Source organism: Bradyrhizobium algeriense (assembly GCF_036924595.1).
GTDB lineage: Bacteria > Pseudomonadota > Alphaproteobacteria > Rhizobiales > Xanthobacteraceae > Bradyrhizobium > Bradyrhizobium algeriense.
On the sequence record NZ_JAZHRV010000001.1, the window covers coordinates 363662 to 380657 of the forward strand.

14 protein-coding genes are annotated in these 16996 nt (G+C 63.6%); 4 read left to right on the forward strand and 10 right to left on the reverse strand.

All coding sequences use genetic code 11. From position 1 onward, the window contains the following. Positions 1 to 93: 93 nt before the first annotated feature. Together V1286_RS01785 and V1286_RS01790 are read right to left on the reverse strand one after the other, a co-directional pair. On the reverse strand, positions 94 to 1119 hold the full coding sequence (locus V1286_RS01785) for a Fe(3+) ABC transporter substrate-binding protein (RefSeq protein ID WP_334477195.1): 1026 nt from the start codon (positions 1117 to 1119) through the stop codon (positions 94 to 96). 180 nt (positions 1120 to 1299) lie between these two features. Then, the gene (locus V1286_RS01790) at positions 1300 to 2256 is read right to left on the reverse strand and encodes a threonine/serine dehydratase (protein ID WP_334477196.1); all 957 of its coding nucleotides are present in this window, start codon (positions 2254 to 2256) and stop codon (positions 1300 to 1302) included. A gap of 74 nt (positions 2257 to 2330) precedes the next feature. Between V1286_RS01790 and V1286_RS01795 the strand changes: the two genes are divergently transcribed. Next, on the forward strand, positions 2331 to 2648 hold the full coding sequence (locus V1286_RS01795) for an ArsR/SmtB family transcription factor (RefSeq protein WP_247783388.1): 318 nt from the start codon (positions 2331 to 2333) through the stop codon (positions 2646 to 2648). A gap of 281 nt (positions 2649 to 2929) precedes the next feature. On the opposite strand, the gene V1286_RS01800 is transcribed toward V1286_RS01795, so the two are convergent. From V1286_RS01800 to V1286_RS01810, 3 genes are all read right to left on the reverse strand, one after another. Next, the gene (locus tag V1286_RS01800; RefSeq protein WP_334477198.1) at positions 2930 to 4318 is read right to left on the reverse strand and encodes an MFS transporter; all 1389 of its coding nucleotides are present in this window, start codon (positions 4316 to 4318) and stop codon (positions 2930 to 2932) included. Between the two features lie 72 nt (positions 4319 to 4390). Then, complete coding sequence (locus tag V1286_RS01805) at positions 4391 to 5920, reverse strand: aldehyde dehydrogenase (protein WP_334477199.1); 1530 nt, start codon at positions 5918 to 5920, stop codon at positions 4391 to 4393. Beyond that, on the reverse strand, positions 5917 to 6567 hold the full coding sequence (locus V1286_RS01810; protein ID WP_334477201.1) for a GntR family transcriptional regulator: 651 nt from the start codon (positions 6565 to 6567) through the stop codon (positions 5917 to 5919). The genes V1286_RS01805 and V1286_RS01810 overlap by 4 nt, the downstream gene beginning before the upstream one ends. Positions 6568 to 6784: 217 nt before the next feature. Here V1286_RS01810 and V1286_RS01815 point away from each other — a divergent pair, with 217 nt between their 5' ends. Both V1286_RS01815 and V1286_RS01820 read left to right on the forward strand, forming a co-directional pair. Then, positions 6785 to 7585, forward strand: coding sequence for an alpha/beta fold hydrolase (locus V1286_RS01815; RefSeq protein ID WP_334477203.1), 801 nt, complete (start codon positions 6785 to 6787; stop codon positions 7583 to 7585). 112 nt (positions 7586 to 7697) lie between these two features. After that, on the forward strand, positions 7698 to 8183 hold the full coding sequence (locus V1286_RS01820) for a Crp/Fnr family transcriptional regulator (RefSeq protein ID WP_334477204.1): 486 nt from the start codon (positions 7698 to 7700) through the stop codon (positions 8181 to 8183). Here V1286_RS01820 and V1286_RS01825 read toward each other — a convergent pair. From V1286_RS01825 to V1286_RS01840, 4 genes are all read right to left on the reverse strand, one after another. Then, positions 8122 to 8949: a metallophosphoesterase family protein gene (locus tag V1286_RS01825; RefSeq protein WP_334477206.1), complete on the reverse strand. Its 828-nt coding sequence runs from the start codon at positions 8947 to 8949 to the stop codon at positions 8122 to 8124. The genes V1286_RS01820 and V1286_RS01825 overlap by 62 nt on opposite strands. A gap of 764 nt (positions 8950 to 9713) precedes the next feature. Further along, positions 9714 to 11213, reverse strand: a complete 1500-nt coding sequence (locus V1286_RS01830; RefSeq protein WP_334477208.1) for a tripartite tricarboxylate transporter permease — start codon at positions 11211 to 11213, stop codon at positions 9714 to 9716. Then, positions 11213 to 11698, reverse strand: a complete 486-nt coding sequence (locus tag V1286_RS01835; protein ID WP_334477209.1) for a tripartite tricarboxylate transporter TctB family protein — start codon at positions 11696 to 11698, stop codon at positions 11213 to 11215. The genes V1286_RS01830 and V1286_RS01835 overlap by 1 nt, the downstream gene beginning before the upstream one ends. Beyond that, positions 11695 to 12663: a Bug family tripartite tricarboxylate transporter substrate binding protein gene (locus tag V1286_RS01840; RefSeq protein WP_334477210.1), complete on the reverse strand. Its 969-nt coding sequence runs from the start codon at positions 12661 to 12663 to the stop codon at positions 11695 to 11697. The genes V1286_RS01835 and V1286_RS01840 overlap by 4 nt, the downstream gene beginning before the upstream one ends. 158 nt (positions 12664 to 12821) lie before the next feature. Between V1286_RS01840 and V1286_RS01845 the strand changes: the two genes are divergently transcribed. Next, positions 12822 to 13541 (forward strand): glutathione S-transferase family protein, encoded by a 720-nt coding sequence (locus V1286_RS01845; protein ID WP_334477211.1) that lies wholly within the window; start codon positions 12822 to 12824, stop codon positions 13539 to 13541. 35 nt (positions 13542 to 13576) lie between these two features. Here the strand turns inward: V1286_RS01845 and V1286_RS01850 are convergent, their stop codons facing one another. Continuing rightward, positions 13577 to 16714, reverse strand: coding sequence for a PAS domain-containing protein (locus V1286_RS01850; RefSeq protein WP_334477213.1), 3138 nt, complete (start codon positions 16712 to 16714; stop codon positions 13577 to 13579). Positions 16715 to 16996: the final 282 nt, after the last annotated feature.

Consider the following 16996-nt stretch of genomic DNA (forward strand, 5'->3'; position numbering starts at 1 on the left):
ATCGGCAAGAAGCCGGAAGTCCATGCAGCATTATGCCCTCTCCCGGGGAGGGAGAGGGCATGTTGGCGGAATGACTATCGCGACTTGGTGCGATCAATTATCGAACCCGACCTTGTCCACCAGCGTCGAGGCTGCCTTGCGGTTGGCGGCGATCTTGGCGATCGGGAGCGGATCGGCGGTGAGCTTGCCGTAGCCCGCGATCGTCGGGTTGACGGCGACGCCGGCACGGATCGGGTATTCATAGTTGGAATCGGCGTAGATCTGCTGCGCCTTATCGCCGACGAGCCACTCGATCAGCTTGACGCCATTGGCCTTGTTGGGCGCGTTCTTCGCCAACAGGACGCCCGAGAGATTGACGTGGGTGCCGCCGCCTTCGAACGTCGGCAGGATCACCTTGGTGGCTTCCGCCCACGGCTTCTTCTCGGGATCGTTGTTCATCATCAGCGCCCAGTAATAGGTGTTGCCGATACCGATGTCGCACTTGCCGGCCGCGACGTCGCGCGCGGCTTCGCGGTCGCCGCCCGAGGGCTTTTGCGCCAGGTTGGCCTTCACGCCGCGCAGCCATTCCTCGGCCTTGGCCTCGCCGTACTTGGCCGTGTAGGCCGCGAACAGGCCGTTATTGTAGATGTGCTGGCCGGAGCGGATGCAGATCTTGCCTTTCCACTTGGGGTCGGCGAGCTCTTCGTAGGTGATCTTGTCCTGCTTGACGCGGTCCTTCGAGGCGTAGATCACGCGCGCGCGCATCGAAATGCCGGCCCAGTGTCCGTCCGGATCGCGATATTGCGCCGGCACGATTTCGTCGATCACCATGGACTTGATCGGCTGCGTGACCTCGGCCTTCACGGCCTCGTCCATGCGGCCGATATCGACCGTCAGCAGTACGTCGGCGGGGCTGTTGGCGCCCTCCGCCTTCATGCGCTGCTCGAGGCCCGAGCTCGCCGAGACGACGTTGACCTTGATGCCGGTGTCCTTGGTGAAGGCGTCGAACAGCGGCTGGATCAGCTTGGTTTCGCGATAGGTGTAGACGTTGACCTCGCCGTCGGCGGACGCCGGCGCGGCCCCGAACGCGGTAAGACAAAGCAACGCTGCGGTTGCGGCGGTAGCGCGAAGGTTGATCATGAAAGTTGTCCGGCAATGGTGGTGGAGATGTCGGTCTCAGTAGCGCAGTGGCGGCCATGCCGTCAGCGACTGGATGTCGCGAATGGGTCGATTTAGAAGGATTCCAGCGTTATGATTTAGAGCGATTCCAAAGTGTGGACGAGCTACCGCCGCCCTGCGCGGGGGCGCAACCATCGGCGCTCAACGGGTGAAGTCGAAATTGACGGCGGCGGTGTTGCCACCGCTGATGATGACGGCAACGCGCTCGCCCGCGACGGGCCTGTAGGCGCCCGACAGGATCGCCGAGAATGCCGCGGCGCCACCCGGTTCTGCCACGATGCGCAAGCCGCGCCAAAGCGTCGCCTGCGCCTCGGCGATTGCGGCGTCGGAAACCAGCACGGTTTGCCGCGCGTATTTTTGCACGATCGGAAAAACCTGTTCGCCGACCCGCCGCGGCGCCAGCGAATCCGCCGCCAGACCGCCGGCCTCCGCATCGACCGGCCGGCCGGCTTCAAAGGCCTTGGTCAGCGTCGGCGATGCCAGCGGCTCGACGCCAATCACCTTGATACGGCCGGCGTACCAGGCGGCAATCCCTGCGATCAGCCCGCCGCCGCCCACCGATACCAGCAGCGTGTCGATATCCGGCGCCTGGCCGGCCAACTCGAGGCCGAGCGTTCCCTGTCCCATGATGGTTTCCTTCTGATCGAAGGCCGGCACTTGCAGTGCGCCGGTTTGCTGCGCCCAACTCTCGCTGGCCGCGAGCGCATCGGCATAGCGGTCGCCCTCGATCGCGAGGTTGGCGCCATAGTCGCGGATGCGCTGCAGCTTCGCCGGCGAAGAGATGTTTGGCACGAAAATCTTGGCCGGCTTGCCAAGCTTCATCGCGGCATAGGCGACCGCCGCGCCATGGTTGCCGCCCGACGCTGCGACCACGCCGGCCTTCGGTACGTCGCGGGTCAAGAGATTGGCGAAAGCGCCGCGCGCCTTGAACGAGCCGGCGTGCTGAAGCAGCTCCAGCTTGAGCGTCAGCGTATGGCCGAGAAGGCCGAACTCGGCCGCATCGACGTCGACGACCGGCGTTCGTCGAATGAAGGGCCGAATGAGCCTCTCGCATTGTGCGATCGTTTCCGAAGTTACTGCATCCATCGGCGCGTTCATTCCAAGGTACTCCAAGGCTTGTTGTTGACAGAAAGGCGTGTTGACAGGAATTAGCCATTTAGCTAATTAGCAATATGCCTTCATTGGAAGACGACGTCGAGTCTGCTTTTCGCGCGCTCGCCAGCGATCGGCGGCTCCTGATCCTGGAATGGCTGAAACGCCCCCGGGCGCATTTTCGCGAACAGGTCGACGGCGATCTGGTCAAGGACGGGGTCTGCGGAGCGTTGATCGCCGAAAAGCTCGGCGTCAGTCAGCCTACCGTGAGCGAGCACTTGAAGATATTGTCGCAAGCCGGGCTGCTGAGCGCCAAGCGCGTCAAGCAGTGGACGTTCTACAAGCGTGACGAAGCGCGCATCGCGAAGCTGAAAACGGCAATGCTCGCGAAGATCTGAAGTTCGGCCTGGCGCGCGGCCGCCGGACTTGCCATGCCGACATTTTAAGCAGCGAAGCGTACTTCATTTGTTCGATCTTGGCATCATCGGTGCCTAGCTAGAGCATGATCCGGAAAAGTGGGTACCGGTTTTCCCTCGCGACAAACGCGGAACGCGTTTGCGCGGAGATCATGCTCAAATCAAAGAGATAGAGCGGGATGACGATTCGAAGAAGAGTCATCACGCTCTAGTCTTGGCCGATAGCGAGATAATTCCATCGGAACGAAAAGGCTCCGGAAGGACTAATCCCCGCTCGCCTTCAACCGCCCCAGTCCCTTCAGCACTGCCGGCGCCGTCTCGTCGCGCTTGAGTTCTTCCAGGCTACGGTGCCGCGGTTCGATGCCGAGCGCCCACACCGTGATGATCTGCACGACCAGCAGGCCGATCATCAGCGCCATCACGCCGGCGACGCCGCGGGCCTCGAACAGCATCACGACCAGGAACGGCGTGACGATGGTGGCGCCGCGACCGAGCGTGTTGACGATCCCGGAGGCGCGCAAGCGTACTTCGGTCGGGAACAGTTCGGGGATGTAAATTCCGAACAGCAACGCCACCAGCACATAGATGGGCACCGTCAGCGCGAATCCGACCGCCGGCAGCAGCATTGGGTCAGATATCATCGGGTAGATGATGCCGAGCACGACCGAGATCAGCGATGCGCCGATGATGGTCGGCTTGCGGCCCCACCGGTCTGCGGTAAGCGCGCCGATGGCCGATCCGATCGGCGCGCCAAGCGCCATCACCAGCGAATATCCGAACGACGTTGCAACAGTCAGTCCCTGCTTGATGAAGAACACCGGTAGCCAGGTCACGAAGCCATAGAGCAGCGTATTGATCGTGATCAGGCAGACCGAGCCGACGATCATGCGTGCCAGCAGCGGCGCCGTGAACAGCGTGGCGAGATCGGGCGACGCCGGAATGCTCGCTGCGGCAGCGGGGGCCGGCAGCGGCTGCCCCTGGGCTGCTTCCTTCTCAATCGACTGCATCAGCGCTTCGGCTTCTTCGGTGCGGCCGATGGCTTCCAGCCAGCGCGGCGACTCCGGCAGGCTCTTGCGCATGTACCAGACGATCAAGGCGCCGATGCCGCCGATGACGAACATGGCGCGCCAGCCGAATTCAGGCACTACGAGGGATGCGACCAGCAAAGAAATCGGCAAGCCGGTCACGACGCAGACCGCCATCAGGCCGAGCCATTTTCCGCGCGTTTTTGCCGGCACGAATTCGGTCATGGTCGAATAGCCGACGACGTTTTCGGCGCCCAAGCCAAAACCCATCACGAAGCGGCACGCGATCAGCACCGTCATGTTGGGGGCGAACGCCGCCGCCAGCGAGGCGATGCCGAACACCAGGAGATTGAATTGGTAGGTAAACCGCCGCCCATAGCGGTCGCCGAGGAAGCCGGTGGCAAATGAGCCGAGCATCATTCCGACGAAGGTCGCCGAAATGAACAGGGCGTTTTGCGGCAGCGTCGAGAAGCCGGTCTTCAAGGTTACGCCGAGCACGGTGCCGGCGAGATAGATATCGAAACCGTCGAAGAACATTCCAATGCCGATCAGAGCCATGATGCGGCGGTGGAATGGGCCGATCGGCAGCCGATCGAGACGGCTGCCGGTATTGACTGACATTGCCATACGCGTTTCTCCCCTTTGCTTTTTCGGTTACGGCGCCGGTCTTCTATGGACGCGGTGTCGCCTTGCTATGCGTTAGTTCAATCGTCGCTGGGTTGCCGTGTCGCGATACCAGTCGAACGGCTGGTCGTGGGTCGCGACCATCACGCTCTTGGTGTTGAAGTGATCGTCGAAACTTTCGGTGCCGAACTCGCGGCCGATGCCGGAATCATCGACGCCGCCCCAGGGCGAGGCCGGATCGAGGCGATGGTGATCGTTGATCCAGACAATGCCGGCCTTGACCGCTGAGGCCACGCGATGCGCGCGGCCGACGTCGCGGGTGCGGATCGCCGCCGCCAGCCCGAACGGTGAATCATTGGCGAGCCTGAGCGCGTCCGCTTCGTCCTTGAACGGCGTCACTGACGTGAACGGACCGAACACTTCCTCCTGGAAGATGCGCATGTCCGACTTCACATCTGCGAACACCGTTGGCTGGACGAAGAAGCCGTTCTCATGGCCGGGCACTCTTGCCGCAACGCCGCCGGTCACCAGCCGCGCGCCATCCTCGCGGCCGTATTGGGAATAGGACAGCACGCGGTCGCGCTGCCGTGCCGAGATCACCGGCCCGAGCTGGGTTGTGGGATCGAAGGGATCGCCGATGCGGATACTCAGCGTCTTCGCCTTCAGCTTCTCGACGAATTCGTCATAGATCGAGGCCTGCACGATATGGCGTGACGCGCAGACGCAGGTCTGGCCGGCGCCGATAAAAGCGCCGAACACGGCGTAGTTGACGGCCTGATCGACGTCGTAATCGTCGAACACCATGACCGGCGTCTTGCCGCCGAGCTCCATGGTCTGGTGCGCGAACACTTTTGCGGCCGCGCCGCCGGCGATGCGGCCGGCTTCGGTGCCGCCGGTCAGCACCAGCTTGTTGATATCGCCGTGTTCGGCCAGCATCTTGCCGGCGCTCTGGCCAAGGCCGAGCACGACATTGAACACGCCGGGCGGCAACCCCGCCTCGGTGAATATCTGCGCCAGTTTCAGCGTCGTCAGCGGCGTGTATTCCGACGGCTTGACCACGGTGACGCACCCACTCGCCAGCACCGCCGCCAGCGATTTGCACATGATCATCAGCGGATGGTTGAACGGCGTGCAGTTGGCGACGATACCGATTGGCGTGCGCAGCGTGTAGTTCAGATAGGAGCCTTCGACCGGAATCACGGAATCGCGGCGCGCTAGTGCAAGCCCCGCGAAGTAGCGAAAGAAATCCGGCAGCCGCGAAAGCTGCGCGCGTGTCTCGTTGACGGGCCGGCCATTGTTCAGCGTCTCCAGCCGGTACAGTGTATCGAGATTGGCCTCGAAGGCGTCGGCGAGGTGATTGACGAGTCTTGCACGCGAACGCGTGTCCATGCCGCCCCACGCCTTGCCTTCGAACGCTGCGCGCGCGCTCTTCATGGCGCGGTCGATATCCTCTGTGGTCGAGTTCGGAATCCGCGCGATCACGTCGCCGGTGGCGGGATTGCGGATATCGAGCATTTGGCCGGCGCCGGCCTCGATCTCTCGGCCGTCGACAAAGTTGCCGTGGACTTCGACTTCGATAGCGGAATGTTTGGCTGATATATTCATCGATCTCTTCCTTCGACGATCACGGCGTTGCGCTTCAGCGCCGGCAGCACGCGTTTTTCGGTTTGCCCGATATGCGCCTTGATGATGCGGGCCGCGGTTCGCCCGTCGCGCCGCTGCATCGCCTCGATCAGGGCGACGTGCTCGGCAACCAGCTGCGTCGGGTCATGTCCCTTCACGTTGGCGACGCTGACGCGCACCAGACGGTCGGCCTGTCCGATCAGGTCGCACAGCGCGGCTGCCATGCGGCGGTTGCCCGAGGCATGGGCCAGGGCCGAGTGGAAGGCGCGGTTGTAGGCGATGAAGTCTTCATGATTTCCGGTGAACAGGCGGAATTCGTCCAGCGACTTCAGGACGTCGTCGCTGGCGTTCTCGATCGCTTCCGCGACGCAGGCCGGCTCTAGCGCGAAACGGAACCGCAGCAGGTCGCGGGCATCCGACAGCGAGATCGGGTTGACCCGGTAGCCCTGGCGCGGCTGCACCGTGACCAGATGCTCGCGCTCCAGCCTCAGCAACGCCTCGCGAACCGGCTGGCGGCTGACGGCATAACGCTCGGCCAGCTCCTGCTCTCGCATATCATCACCTGGCGCCAGGCGACAGGTTAGAATATCAGAGCGGAGGTTTTCGTAGACATTATCCCGCAAAAGCATCGAAATTTCCCTTGATGGTTACAAACAATCTTGCATTCGTGAAATATCACGTCAAGTGACGAAGGCTTGAAAAGACTGAATTTTGATTTATTAGGAGGGTGCGCCGACAACGGACGCCCCACATGGGCGGCTTGTCCTGAAAGCCCCCAAACTTGAAGCCTTGCAAACTTGAAGCCCCGCAAACCTGAAGCCCTGCAAACCTGAAAGAGAGACTGGAATGGATCGGCTTTTCGCCAACGGCACCGTCAATGCAGCAGAGGTCGGCGAGGGTCCGCCGCTCTTCCTGTTTCATTCGCTGCTGTCGGATCGCGCCAGCTTCGATGCCGTCGTTCCCTCGATGTCGCGATCGTTCCGGGTGATCGTTCCGGAATTGCCGGGCTTCGGCCGATCGCGGCCGGTCAGCGGCGGTCTCACGGAGGTCGCCGACCGGATGGCGGAAGCGGTGAAGGACGCGGCCGGAGGCGATGAAGCCGTCGTGCTCGGCAACGGCTATGGCGGTTTCGTCGCACTGCAGATGGCCATTCGCCATCCCGGGATCGCGACAAAACTCATTCTCGCCGATTGCGGCGCGGCGTTTTCAGAACCCGGACGCGAAGCCTTCCGCACGATGGCGGCCGCCTCCAGGGAGAAGGGGCTGGCAGCGATTACAGATGTCGCGATGCGCCGGCTGTTCGCGCCGGCGTTTCAGGCCGATCATCCGGACCTGATGGCCGATCGCCGCGCGGCATTCTTGAAAACCGACCCCGAGGTGTTCCGCGCCGCCTGCGAGGCGTTGGCTGGCCTCGATCTGCGCCCCGAACTTGACAAGGTAAAGCTCCCCGTCCTCGTGCTGGTCGGCGAGCATGACGAGGCGACGCCGCCGCCGATGTCGCATGAATTGGCGGCCGGGCTGCCGCAAGCGCATCTTGAGATCATTGCGGGCTGTGCGCATGTACCGCAGCTGCAATCGCCCGAAATCTTCCTGGATGCGATCGGAGATTTCCTCCCCTCGCCAAAGCTACGCGCCGTGGCGACCTGATCCACGCGGCTTCCACCGATGCCGACAATTTAAGCAGGCGGAGTACATTATCCGTTCGACGATCGTCGTCGGCCTGCTAGTCTTGCGCCAGGGCTTGGGGTGGTGGTGCTGGATGCGCGCGGTTCTGGACTATTGCACCGGAGGAATTCAGCGAGCCGTGCCGGCGGGCACGCTCGTGCTTCATGAGGGCAGCAAGACCGGACATCTGTTCGTGCTGCTCGAAGGACGGCTGGAGGTCATCAAGGGCGATAGCGTCGTCGCCGTTCTGTCCGAGCCGGGGGCGATGCTCGGCGAAATGTCGGTCCTGCTCGATCAGCCTCACACCGCGACCGTGCGCGCCGCCGCCGATTCCGTCGTCTACGAGTTCGACGACGCCGCGGCGTTCCTGCGCGACCAGCCGGCGATGGCGCTGTTGATCGCGCGCCTGCTGGCGCAACGCCTCAACGTCGCCAACACCTATCTGGCCGACCTGATGCATCAATATGCCGGTCAGGGTAACCATCTCTCGATGGTCGGCGAACTCCTGCAGAGCATGATCAACCTGCCGCCGTCACAGGTCTCGCCAGGCTCGGATCGGCAATCCGACCCAAGGATATGAGCCAGGGCGGCGGGTTCTCGATTTCCGCCGCCGGCCGCAGCAAGGGCGCGCGCAGGTCGATGCGTTGGGCTTCGCCGGCCGCCAGCCAGAACGCCGCGCCCTCATCGAGGTCGAGCACGATATAGACCGGCGGGCGGCCGTGCTGCAGGCCGCTGTTGAAGATCCAGGTGGTGCCGAGCCGGTCGAACCACGAGCCGTCGGGGATAAAGGGCGACTGATGCACGTGGCCCGAGATCACCATCGACGGCTGATACTGCGCGATCCATTGCACCAGTTCGACGTCGCCGAAGAACCGCTTGCCGCCCCAGCTCGTCGGTGAATTCGCCGGCGGCGCGTGATGCACCCAGATCCAGCGTTGCGCCGGCTCGGCGGCTGCGTCGCGAAGCTGGGCTTCGATGCGGCTTTTGACCAGCGGCCCGTCCCACCACGGACACACCGTAAAATGCGTGCCGCCGATGATGAGGCTGTCGCCGTCGCAGGCGATGCCGAGTTCGCGGATATCGCCGACCCAGCGCGCAATCTTCTCGCCTTCCGCGCTGCGTTCGTCGAGGTCGTGATTGCCCGAGCAGAGAATGACGCGCGTCACTTGGGACAGCAGCGATAGATATTTTTTCACCACCAGAATCTGCGCGCGGAAATCGACGAACGATCCGATGTCGAGCGCGTCGCCGGCGAAAATGACGACGTCGAATTCCGGGGCTGCCTCGAGCAGCCAGTCGAACTGCGGCAATGAATAATGCAAATCGGCAACGACGAGGCAGCGCATAAATCATCAAATCCAAAAAATGCCCAGGAAACAGGCGATCCGCGAGGCGGATGCATTCAAGCAGACTGGATTCGAGCAAGATTTGTGCCGACCCTGATGTTCAGACGGGATCCGCCCCCCGATAGAAGGACTATTGGCAGGTCCGAAATGGGGCCCATTGCAGACGTTAGCTGCTGCGCCGACCGCTTTTCCGCGCAAAGAGAATCAGGAGAGGATAGGTCAGAGCGAGAGTGAAGATAGCGTCGAACAAGTAGAGCAAAAACGTGAACTCTCGACCAAACGGCGCACTGGCCCCGAAAAGAGTAAAGGTTTGCGCGTAGGAGAATAGTATCGGCAGGTTGAGTACGATTGCGATCGAATGACCGACCCAACCGTCTCCGCAGGTGAACCACTGCAGTCCGGCGTTCCAACTACACCCAGTCGATTTCGATACAATGGGATAAGCGACGAGCTCTAGGGGTGCCACGATAACGGCAACTCCCAAGATGCATAAGCAAATCAGGCACGCACCTCGAAAAATGCTGAGCATTACCGACCTTGCCATCCACTAAGAGTACCATTGTTGATACCGACTTGCAGCCCGTGGCAGTAGGCTTACGAAGCGACATCGGGATGCTGGTAAACGCACCCTTTCACGGGGTGACTTCCGCTTATGGCCGGCCCTTTTCGGACTTCAGGCGACGTCTGATTCGAGTCCGCAAAAGCGCCGGATAGCGGACATCGATCAAGCCGCGCTCACGAATCTGGATTGATGGGTACTGAGCCTAGTCCTCGCTCGCCCTGAACCGATCGAGTCCCTTCAGCACGAACGGCGCCACTAGCGCGATCAGCGCGATGCCGAGCAGCGTGGCCGACATCGGACTTTGCAGCAGCACCAGGGGATCGCCGAGGCTGATGGCGAGCGCGCGGCGCAGCTGGCTTTCGGCGATCGGACCCAGGATGAGACCGACAACGACAGGCGCAATCGGAAAATCGAACCGGCGCATCAAAAAGCCCAGCACGCCAAAGCCCGCCAGCATCGACAGTTCGACGACCGAGGGTTTTGCCGCGATGGTGCCCATGGTCGCGAACACGAGAATGCCGGCGTACAGCCATGGCTGCGGGATCGCGAGCAGTTTCACCCACAGGCCGACCAGCGGCAGGTTGAGCACCAGCAGCATCACGTTGGCGATGAACAGACTCGCGATCAGGCCCCACACCAGGTCGGGCCGCTCGGCAAACAGCAGCGGTCCCGGGTTCAGGCCGTATTGCTGGAAGCCCGCCAGCATCATCGCAGCCGTTGCCGAGGTCGGAAGCCCCAGCGTCAGCAAAGGCACAAGGGTGCCGGCGGCGGAGGCGTTGTTGGCGGCTTCCGGCCCTGCGACGCCCTCGATCGCGCCCTTGCCGAATTCTTCCGGATGTTTCGATAGGCGCTTCTCGGTCGAGTAGGACAGGAACGTCGGAATCTCTGCGCCGCCGGCGGGCAGCGCGCCGATCGGAAAGCCGAACATCGTCCCCCGCAGCCACGGTTTCCACGACCGCTTCCAGTCCAGTTTCGTCATCCACAGCGAGCCGCGCACCGGCTCGATCTTTTCCTCGGCGTGATGGCGGCGCGATGCGACGTAAAGGGCTTCGCCGAGGGCGAACAGGCCGACTGCAAGCGTCGTCACCTCGACGCCGTCGAGCAGTTCGGGAATGCCGAACGCGAGCCGGGCCTGTCCGGTGAGCTTGTCGATGCCAACAAGCCCGAGCGTCAGCCCGATGAACAGGCTGGTCAGTCCGCGGATCGGCGAATCTCCGAAGGTCGCGGACACCGTGACAAAGGCCACGCACATCAGCGCGAAATAATCTTCAGGCCCGAAGCGCACCGCGAAATCCACCAGCCACGGCGCCAGAAAGGCGAGGCCGATGGTGGCGATGGTGCCCGCGACGAACGAGCCGATCGCAGCCGTCGCCAGCGCCGGACCGCCGCGGCCGGCCTTGGCCATCTTGTTGCCTTCGAGCGCGGTCGCCATCGATGCGCTCTCGCCGGGCGTGTTGATCAGGATGGCGGTGGTCGAGCCGCCATACATGCCGCCGTAATAGATTCCGGCAAACATGATCAGCGAGCCGCCGGGATCGAGCTTGTAGGTGACCGGCAGCAGCAATGCGACCGTGAGCGCTGGCCCGATGCCAGGCAGCACGCCCACTGCTGTACCGAGGAATACGCCGATCAGCGCGTAGAGCAGGTTCATCGGCTGCACGGCGACAGCCATGCCATGCGCGAGCGCGGCGAAGGTTTCCATTACAGAAGTCTTTCCAGGGGGCCGGCGGGGAGGCTCAACGTCAGCAGCCGATCGAACGCGAGATAGATCAGGGTGCTCATCACGAGCGCGATGGCGGAGTCGGCAAGAATGGCGCGGCGTCCGAAGGCTGCCGACGTGGTGACGAATAGCGCCGACGTCGCAAGGATGAAGCCGCCGCCAAGGCCGATGATGGCAATCAAGAGCGCGAGCCCACCGAGGATCAGCAGTACGGCCTTGGGATCGGCGCTCTCACGCGGCGGCAGGTTGCCGCGTAGTGCGTCGATCAGATTGCCGATCGCAAGCAGACCGAGCCCGATGGCGATCACGACCGGCATCACTTCGGGCCCCATGCCGTACATCGTGGTAGTTGGCAGTTGGCGCGAGTCCCATACCAGCACCACGGCAAGCGCTGCGAGCGCAAGCGCAATGACGACGCCGGCACGATCGACGCGCCGGGACGCCGGCTCTTGCGGAAGATCCGTCATGACTTGACGAGGCCGACCGACTTCAGCACGTCGGTGACACGCGCGGTTTCCTTCTTCAGAAAGTCGGCGAACGCATCGCCGGAAAGATAGGCGTCATCCCAGCCCTTCTGCTTGAGGATGTCCTTCCAGGCGTCCGACTTGACCATGTTCTCGATTGCGTTGCTCAGCGTCTTGCGCTGTTCCGGCGTGATGCCGGGAGGCGCGACCACCGAGCGCCAGTTGGCGATCACCAGATCAATGCCCTGTTCCTTGAAGGTCGGAATGTCGCTGCCGGCGATGCGCTTCTCCGACGTCACGCCGAGCGCGCGCAATTTGCCGGACTTGATCTGGCCTTCGTATTCGCTCATTCCGGAAATGCCCGCGGTGACCTTGCCGCCGAGAATGGCCGCCAGCGACTCGCCGCCGCCGGAAAACGGAATGTAGTTGACCTTCTTGGCGTCGGCGCCGATTGTTCCCGCAAACAACGCCGCCATCACATGGTCGACGCCGCCGGCCGAGCCGCCGGCAAATGTGACCTTGGCGATATCGGCCTTCACGGCGGCGGCGAGGTCCTGCGCCGTCTTGATCGGCGAATTCGCCGGTACCACGATCACCTGGATCTCCTCGGTGAGGCGGGCGATCGGCGTCACCTGTTCGAGCGTCACCGGCGACTTGTTCATGGCGAGCGCGCCCACCATGACGAACCCGTTCACCATCATCTGGTTGCCGTCGCCCTTGGCGCCGTTGACGAACTGCGCGATGCCGACGCTGCCGCCGGCGCCGGCCACGTTGGTGACCTGGACGCTGCGGGCGATCTTGGCGGCGACCAGCGCCTGCTGCATCGAGCGGGCGGTCTGATCCCATCCGCCGCCGGGTGCCGCGGGCGCCATGATCTTGAGCTCGAGCTGCTGCGCGAGGGCAGGTGCGCTGGCTGCAAGCGTCAACGCGACGACCGCGCCGAACAGGCGCGTATGAAACGGGATCATGGGGTCTCCTCCAGGCTCACGCGGAGCCGTTATGTGTCAATTCGTCGCATATCAGCCGGAAAACGTGCCGCTGTCCAGAAGGACCTTTACGTGTCCGAACGGGATCCGGAAGTTTCGCTAAGATCCCGTCCGTGGTGATGATTGAGGAGTGGAAATCGATGCCCGAGAACGTTCAATCCGGCGGAGAGGCGCATCGAAGCGGCAATCGCAAAATGCGGCTGTTTTCCGGCCCCCTGAGCATGTTCGGCGCAAAGGCTCAGATCGCGGCGCACGAGAAGGACATCGATTTCGAACTGATCATGGTCCCCTTCACCATGAAGGAGGGTTACGCGCCAAAGCATCCAGAAGTCCTGCGCATCAATCCAAAGCGGCAGGTCCCGGTGCTGATCGACGGTGACCTCGAGATCTTCGATTCCACCCAGATCTTCGAGTATCTTGAAGACATCAAGCCGCATCCAGCGCTGTGGCCTGCGACTACTGCAGCAAGGGCCTGGTCTCGCCGGCTGGAGCATGAATCAGATGAGGTCTATTTCCCTCATATCATCAAATTGATGCAGCTCGGGAAAGCGTCGCTCGATCCCGCCGCGGAGCCCGCGCGCGCGGGCGCTGCCGCCTATTATCGAACGATGGAGAGCGTGCTGGGTGATCGCGAGTTTCTCGGCGGCGCGTATTCCTTTGCCGATATCGCGTTCTATATGGCCCAGCTGTTCGGCGCGCGCTGGGGCGCCGACATGACCAGCGAAACGCCGAGGCTTCTGCAATGGCGGCAGCGCATGACGGCAAGACCGGCGGTCCTCAAGGTCGTCGGACCGATGGCCGATTACCTGCGTGGCCAAGGCCTCGGCGTTCCAGCGTTTCTTCCGTCAAGAGCTATGTGATCGACCTGTGGGTACGCGCGCCGGTTTGTCTCCGGTCACGCCCGCGCGACTGCGTGCGGAAACACGATCTCGATCAGGGTGCCGGAGCGGCCGCCGGTCTTGATCTGGAATTTGGCGCGGTTGGCTTCGACAAGCGCTTTGGTCAGCGACAGGCTGACGGCCGAACTCTCGGCCCGATCCGACGGCGCCGCGGTGCGGAACGGCTGCAGGGCTGCGGCAACCTCATTGTCGTTGAGGCCATGGCCGGTGTCGCGGACCCGCAGCATCACCTCGCCGAAATCGGACAACGCCGTGGAGACGATGACCTGGCCACCGGCATTGGCGAGATGGATCGAATTGCCGATCAGGTTCAGCGCGATCTGACGCAAGGCCCGCGCGTCCGCGATCACCGGCGGCAACATGTGCGCCAGCGACGTGCGGATGATGATGCGCTCGCGATTGGCCTGCGGCTGCAACACCGCAACGCAGCTCTCGACCAGTTCGTTGAGGTTCTGGTTGGTGAAGGCGAGATCGAGCTTGCCGGTTTCGATCCTTGAGAGGTCGAGCAGGTCGTTGATGATGGCGATCACGCGTTCGCCGGAGGCGCGGATGTCCTTCATGTATTCGAGGTAGCGCTCGTTGCCGAGCGCGCCGAACCGCTCGGCGATCATCACTTCGGAAAAGCCGATGATGGCGTTCAGCGGCGTCCGCACCTCGTGGCTGATCCGGGCCAGCACGTCGGCCTTGGCATTGGCGGCGCGTTCGGCCAGCCGCCGCGCCTCGCGCAATTCGCTCTCGGTCTTCCTGGCCTGCGAGAGATCGCGGAACACCGCGAAGAAATTCGGCCCCTCAGGACGGGTGCGGCCCATGGTCATCGACAGCGCGATGATGCCGCCCTTGCTTTCGCGCGCCAGCACCTCGCGGCCGTGATCGAGCAGGCTGGCGACGCCTGATACCTTGATGCCGGCGAGATATTCGAACACGCCGTGCCGGCTTTCGGGCGCAAACAGATCGGCGAGATTGCGCCTGGCGAGTTCGTCGCCGTCATGGCCGAACAGCGCTTCGGCGCTGCGGTTGGCCGCATGGATGTTGCCCTCGGCGTCGAACATCAGGATGCCTTCGGCCGTGGTGTCGAGGATGGCGGCGAGGTCTTCGGCGTTGGCATGGCCGACGTCAGACGGTTCGGAGGCGTCAGGCTCTGACGGTTCGAAGACGTCGGGCTCCGATGCGGCCGGTTCGGACTCTGATACCGGCTCGGCTCGCGCGATGGCGGCCGCGATTGCCGCGCTCTCATGTTGCGTGCCCGAGAAGATCAAGGCCAATGCGGAATCGCCGTTCCATGAAATCGTGTAGAGGCGGGCCTCTGCCGCCGATGACGGCGCGTCTGCGTCTTCAGGCTGGCTTGCGGAGATCGTCACCGGTTTGCCGGTGTCCGACGTCGAGGAGGCGTTGGAGGTGCCGGGTTCGACATAGAGCGCGTCGAGGCCGCCGACATCTTCCAGCGCGTGCAGGCTCGGATAGCCCATCTGCGTCAGGAAGGCGGGGTTGGCATAGAGCAGCCGGTCGAGCCGGTAGATCAGGATGCCGACCGGCAGCAAATCGAGCAGCGCCTTGTCGCGCGCCGTTTCGCCACGCGCCGGCGGCTCGGGTGGCGCCAGCCATTCGGGCGGCGCGGCCAGCGGCTCGAAGATGGCCTCGCCGACGGCGTCCGCCTCGTTGCCGTTCTCGGTGTCAAGCCGCGCCGACAATTGCCGCGCGAGTTCGTCGAAGGCGATGTTTTCAACCGGCGACAGCGATAGCGGCTTCGCTTCGCCCGGGGCGCGGAACGGCAAGACGTTTGCGGCAGCGTCTGCCGGCAACTCCGTTGCGGTTTCCGTCAGCGCGTCCTCGACGCTCTCCTCGACGCTTTCCTTGGGAGTTTCCACGGGCGTTTCCAAATCTTTTTGATGTGAAGGCTCTGCAGCAGAAGTCTCTTCAGCAGGAGCCTCTTTAGCAGAAGCCTCTTCAGTGGAAGTTTTAGCAGCAATCGGTTCAGGCAATTCATCAGGTGAAGGCGATGCAACGCCGGCCGGCTCGGCAGATGGCGCAGCGGGCACTTCTTGCGGCGTCACCATCTCGCCGGACAATTCCGCCAGGCGCAGGGCGGCGAGCCGGGCGATGGCGTCGAAATCGCGGCAGACGCCGAAGCCGCGATAGCCGATGAAGTTTCGCGCCGCATCGAAGACCGGCAGGCCGGACAGCTCGACGGGCAGCGTGCCGCCGCCGTCCACAGGCCAGTTCAGCGTGATGCCGCTCCAGGTCGTGCCGGTCGCAAACGCCTGCATCATCCGGCCGGTGGGATCCAGCCCGAAGGTCTCGGCTATCTCGCGCCATGGCCGGCCGAAAGCGGCCGCGGTGCGCGGGCCGATCAGGCCGAGGAATTCGTCGGTGCCGAGCGTGAAGCGGCCTTCCCGATCCATCTGCCAGGTGAAGCGCAGCGGCAGGCTGCGCGCCCGTTCGGCAAATGCTTCGAGGGCAGGGGGTGGCGCGCGCGAAATGGTTTCGGCCGCGGGCGGCTCGTCGGCGGCGGCAGGTTCGGCAAACGCATCGAACAACGCAAATCCGGCGGGCGCATCGCCCGCCTGCGCCGGCTGCTGGTCATCGGCGGCCGATTGCGGCGCGACCGGTTGCTCGATGACGGGCGTGACGGGCGCGCCCGGCTGCGGGGCTGGCTCTGACGAAGATGGCTCTGATGAAGGCGGCTTTGATGAAGGCGGCTCTGATGATGCGGTGGCTGGCTGCATCTCGTGATCAGGCTGCACCTGCGCCGGACGCGGCGCGATCAGCGCGATGTTGCCGGCGGCGATCAGAACGCCGTGGCTGCCATTGGGAAAGTCGAATCGCGAGCAGCCGCAGGTCGCAAGCTCGCCGGGCGCCGCGCCAAACCCCTGCAAGCGCTCCAGCCGGATGGCGCCGTTGGCGAGCAGCCGGCCTGCGAGCCGCGCGATCTGCCGCCGGTGCCGGTCGGCCGGCCCGAAGGTTTTTTCGGCAAGGGCTGCGGCACTGGCTGCGCCGAACAGGCTGACGCCGGCCGCATTGGCCCACAGGATCCGCCGGCCATCGGCCGTCCACAACCAGGCGGGCAGGCGGCTCGCCGCGTAGGCCGCCAATCGCGGATTGCCGTGCGCCCGCCACTGAAATTCCGCATCCTGCATCGCGACTACATGACCGTCCGGCTTCAAAATCGGCAGCCCAAACGCCGAAAGCGTTAAGGGAACATTACTATCGCAAGCCGGCGGCGGCAGGTCCACGGTCCGGCCCGCCGGCGGTAATTTAACCCATGGATAACCTTAATCCGGCTGGACCCTTTGGCCGGCCGCCGCGTTGGGGGGTTGCAAACGGCCGTCAAGGGTTCAACGGAGAACCTCCCCGGCGCCGCATCCGTCCAGGATGCGGCCCCTGACGGTATCCGGGCGCAATCCCAGCCAAGACAAAGG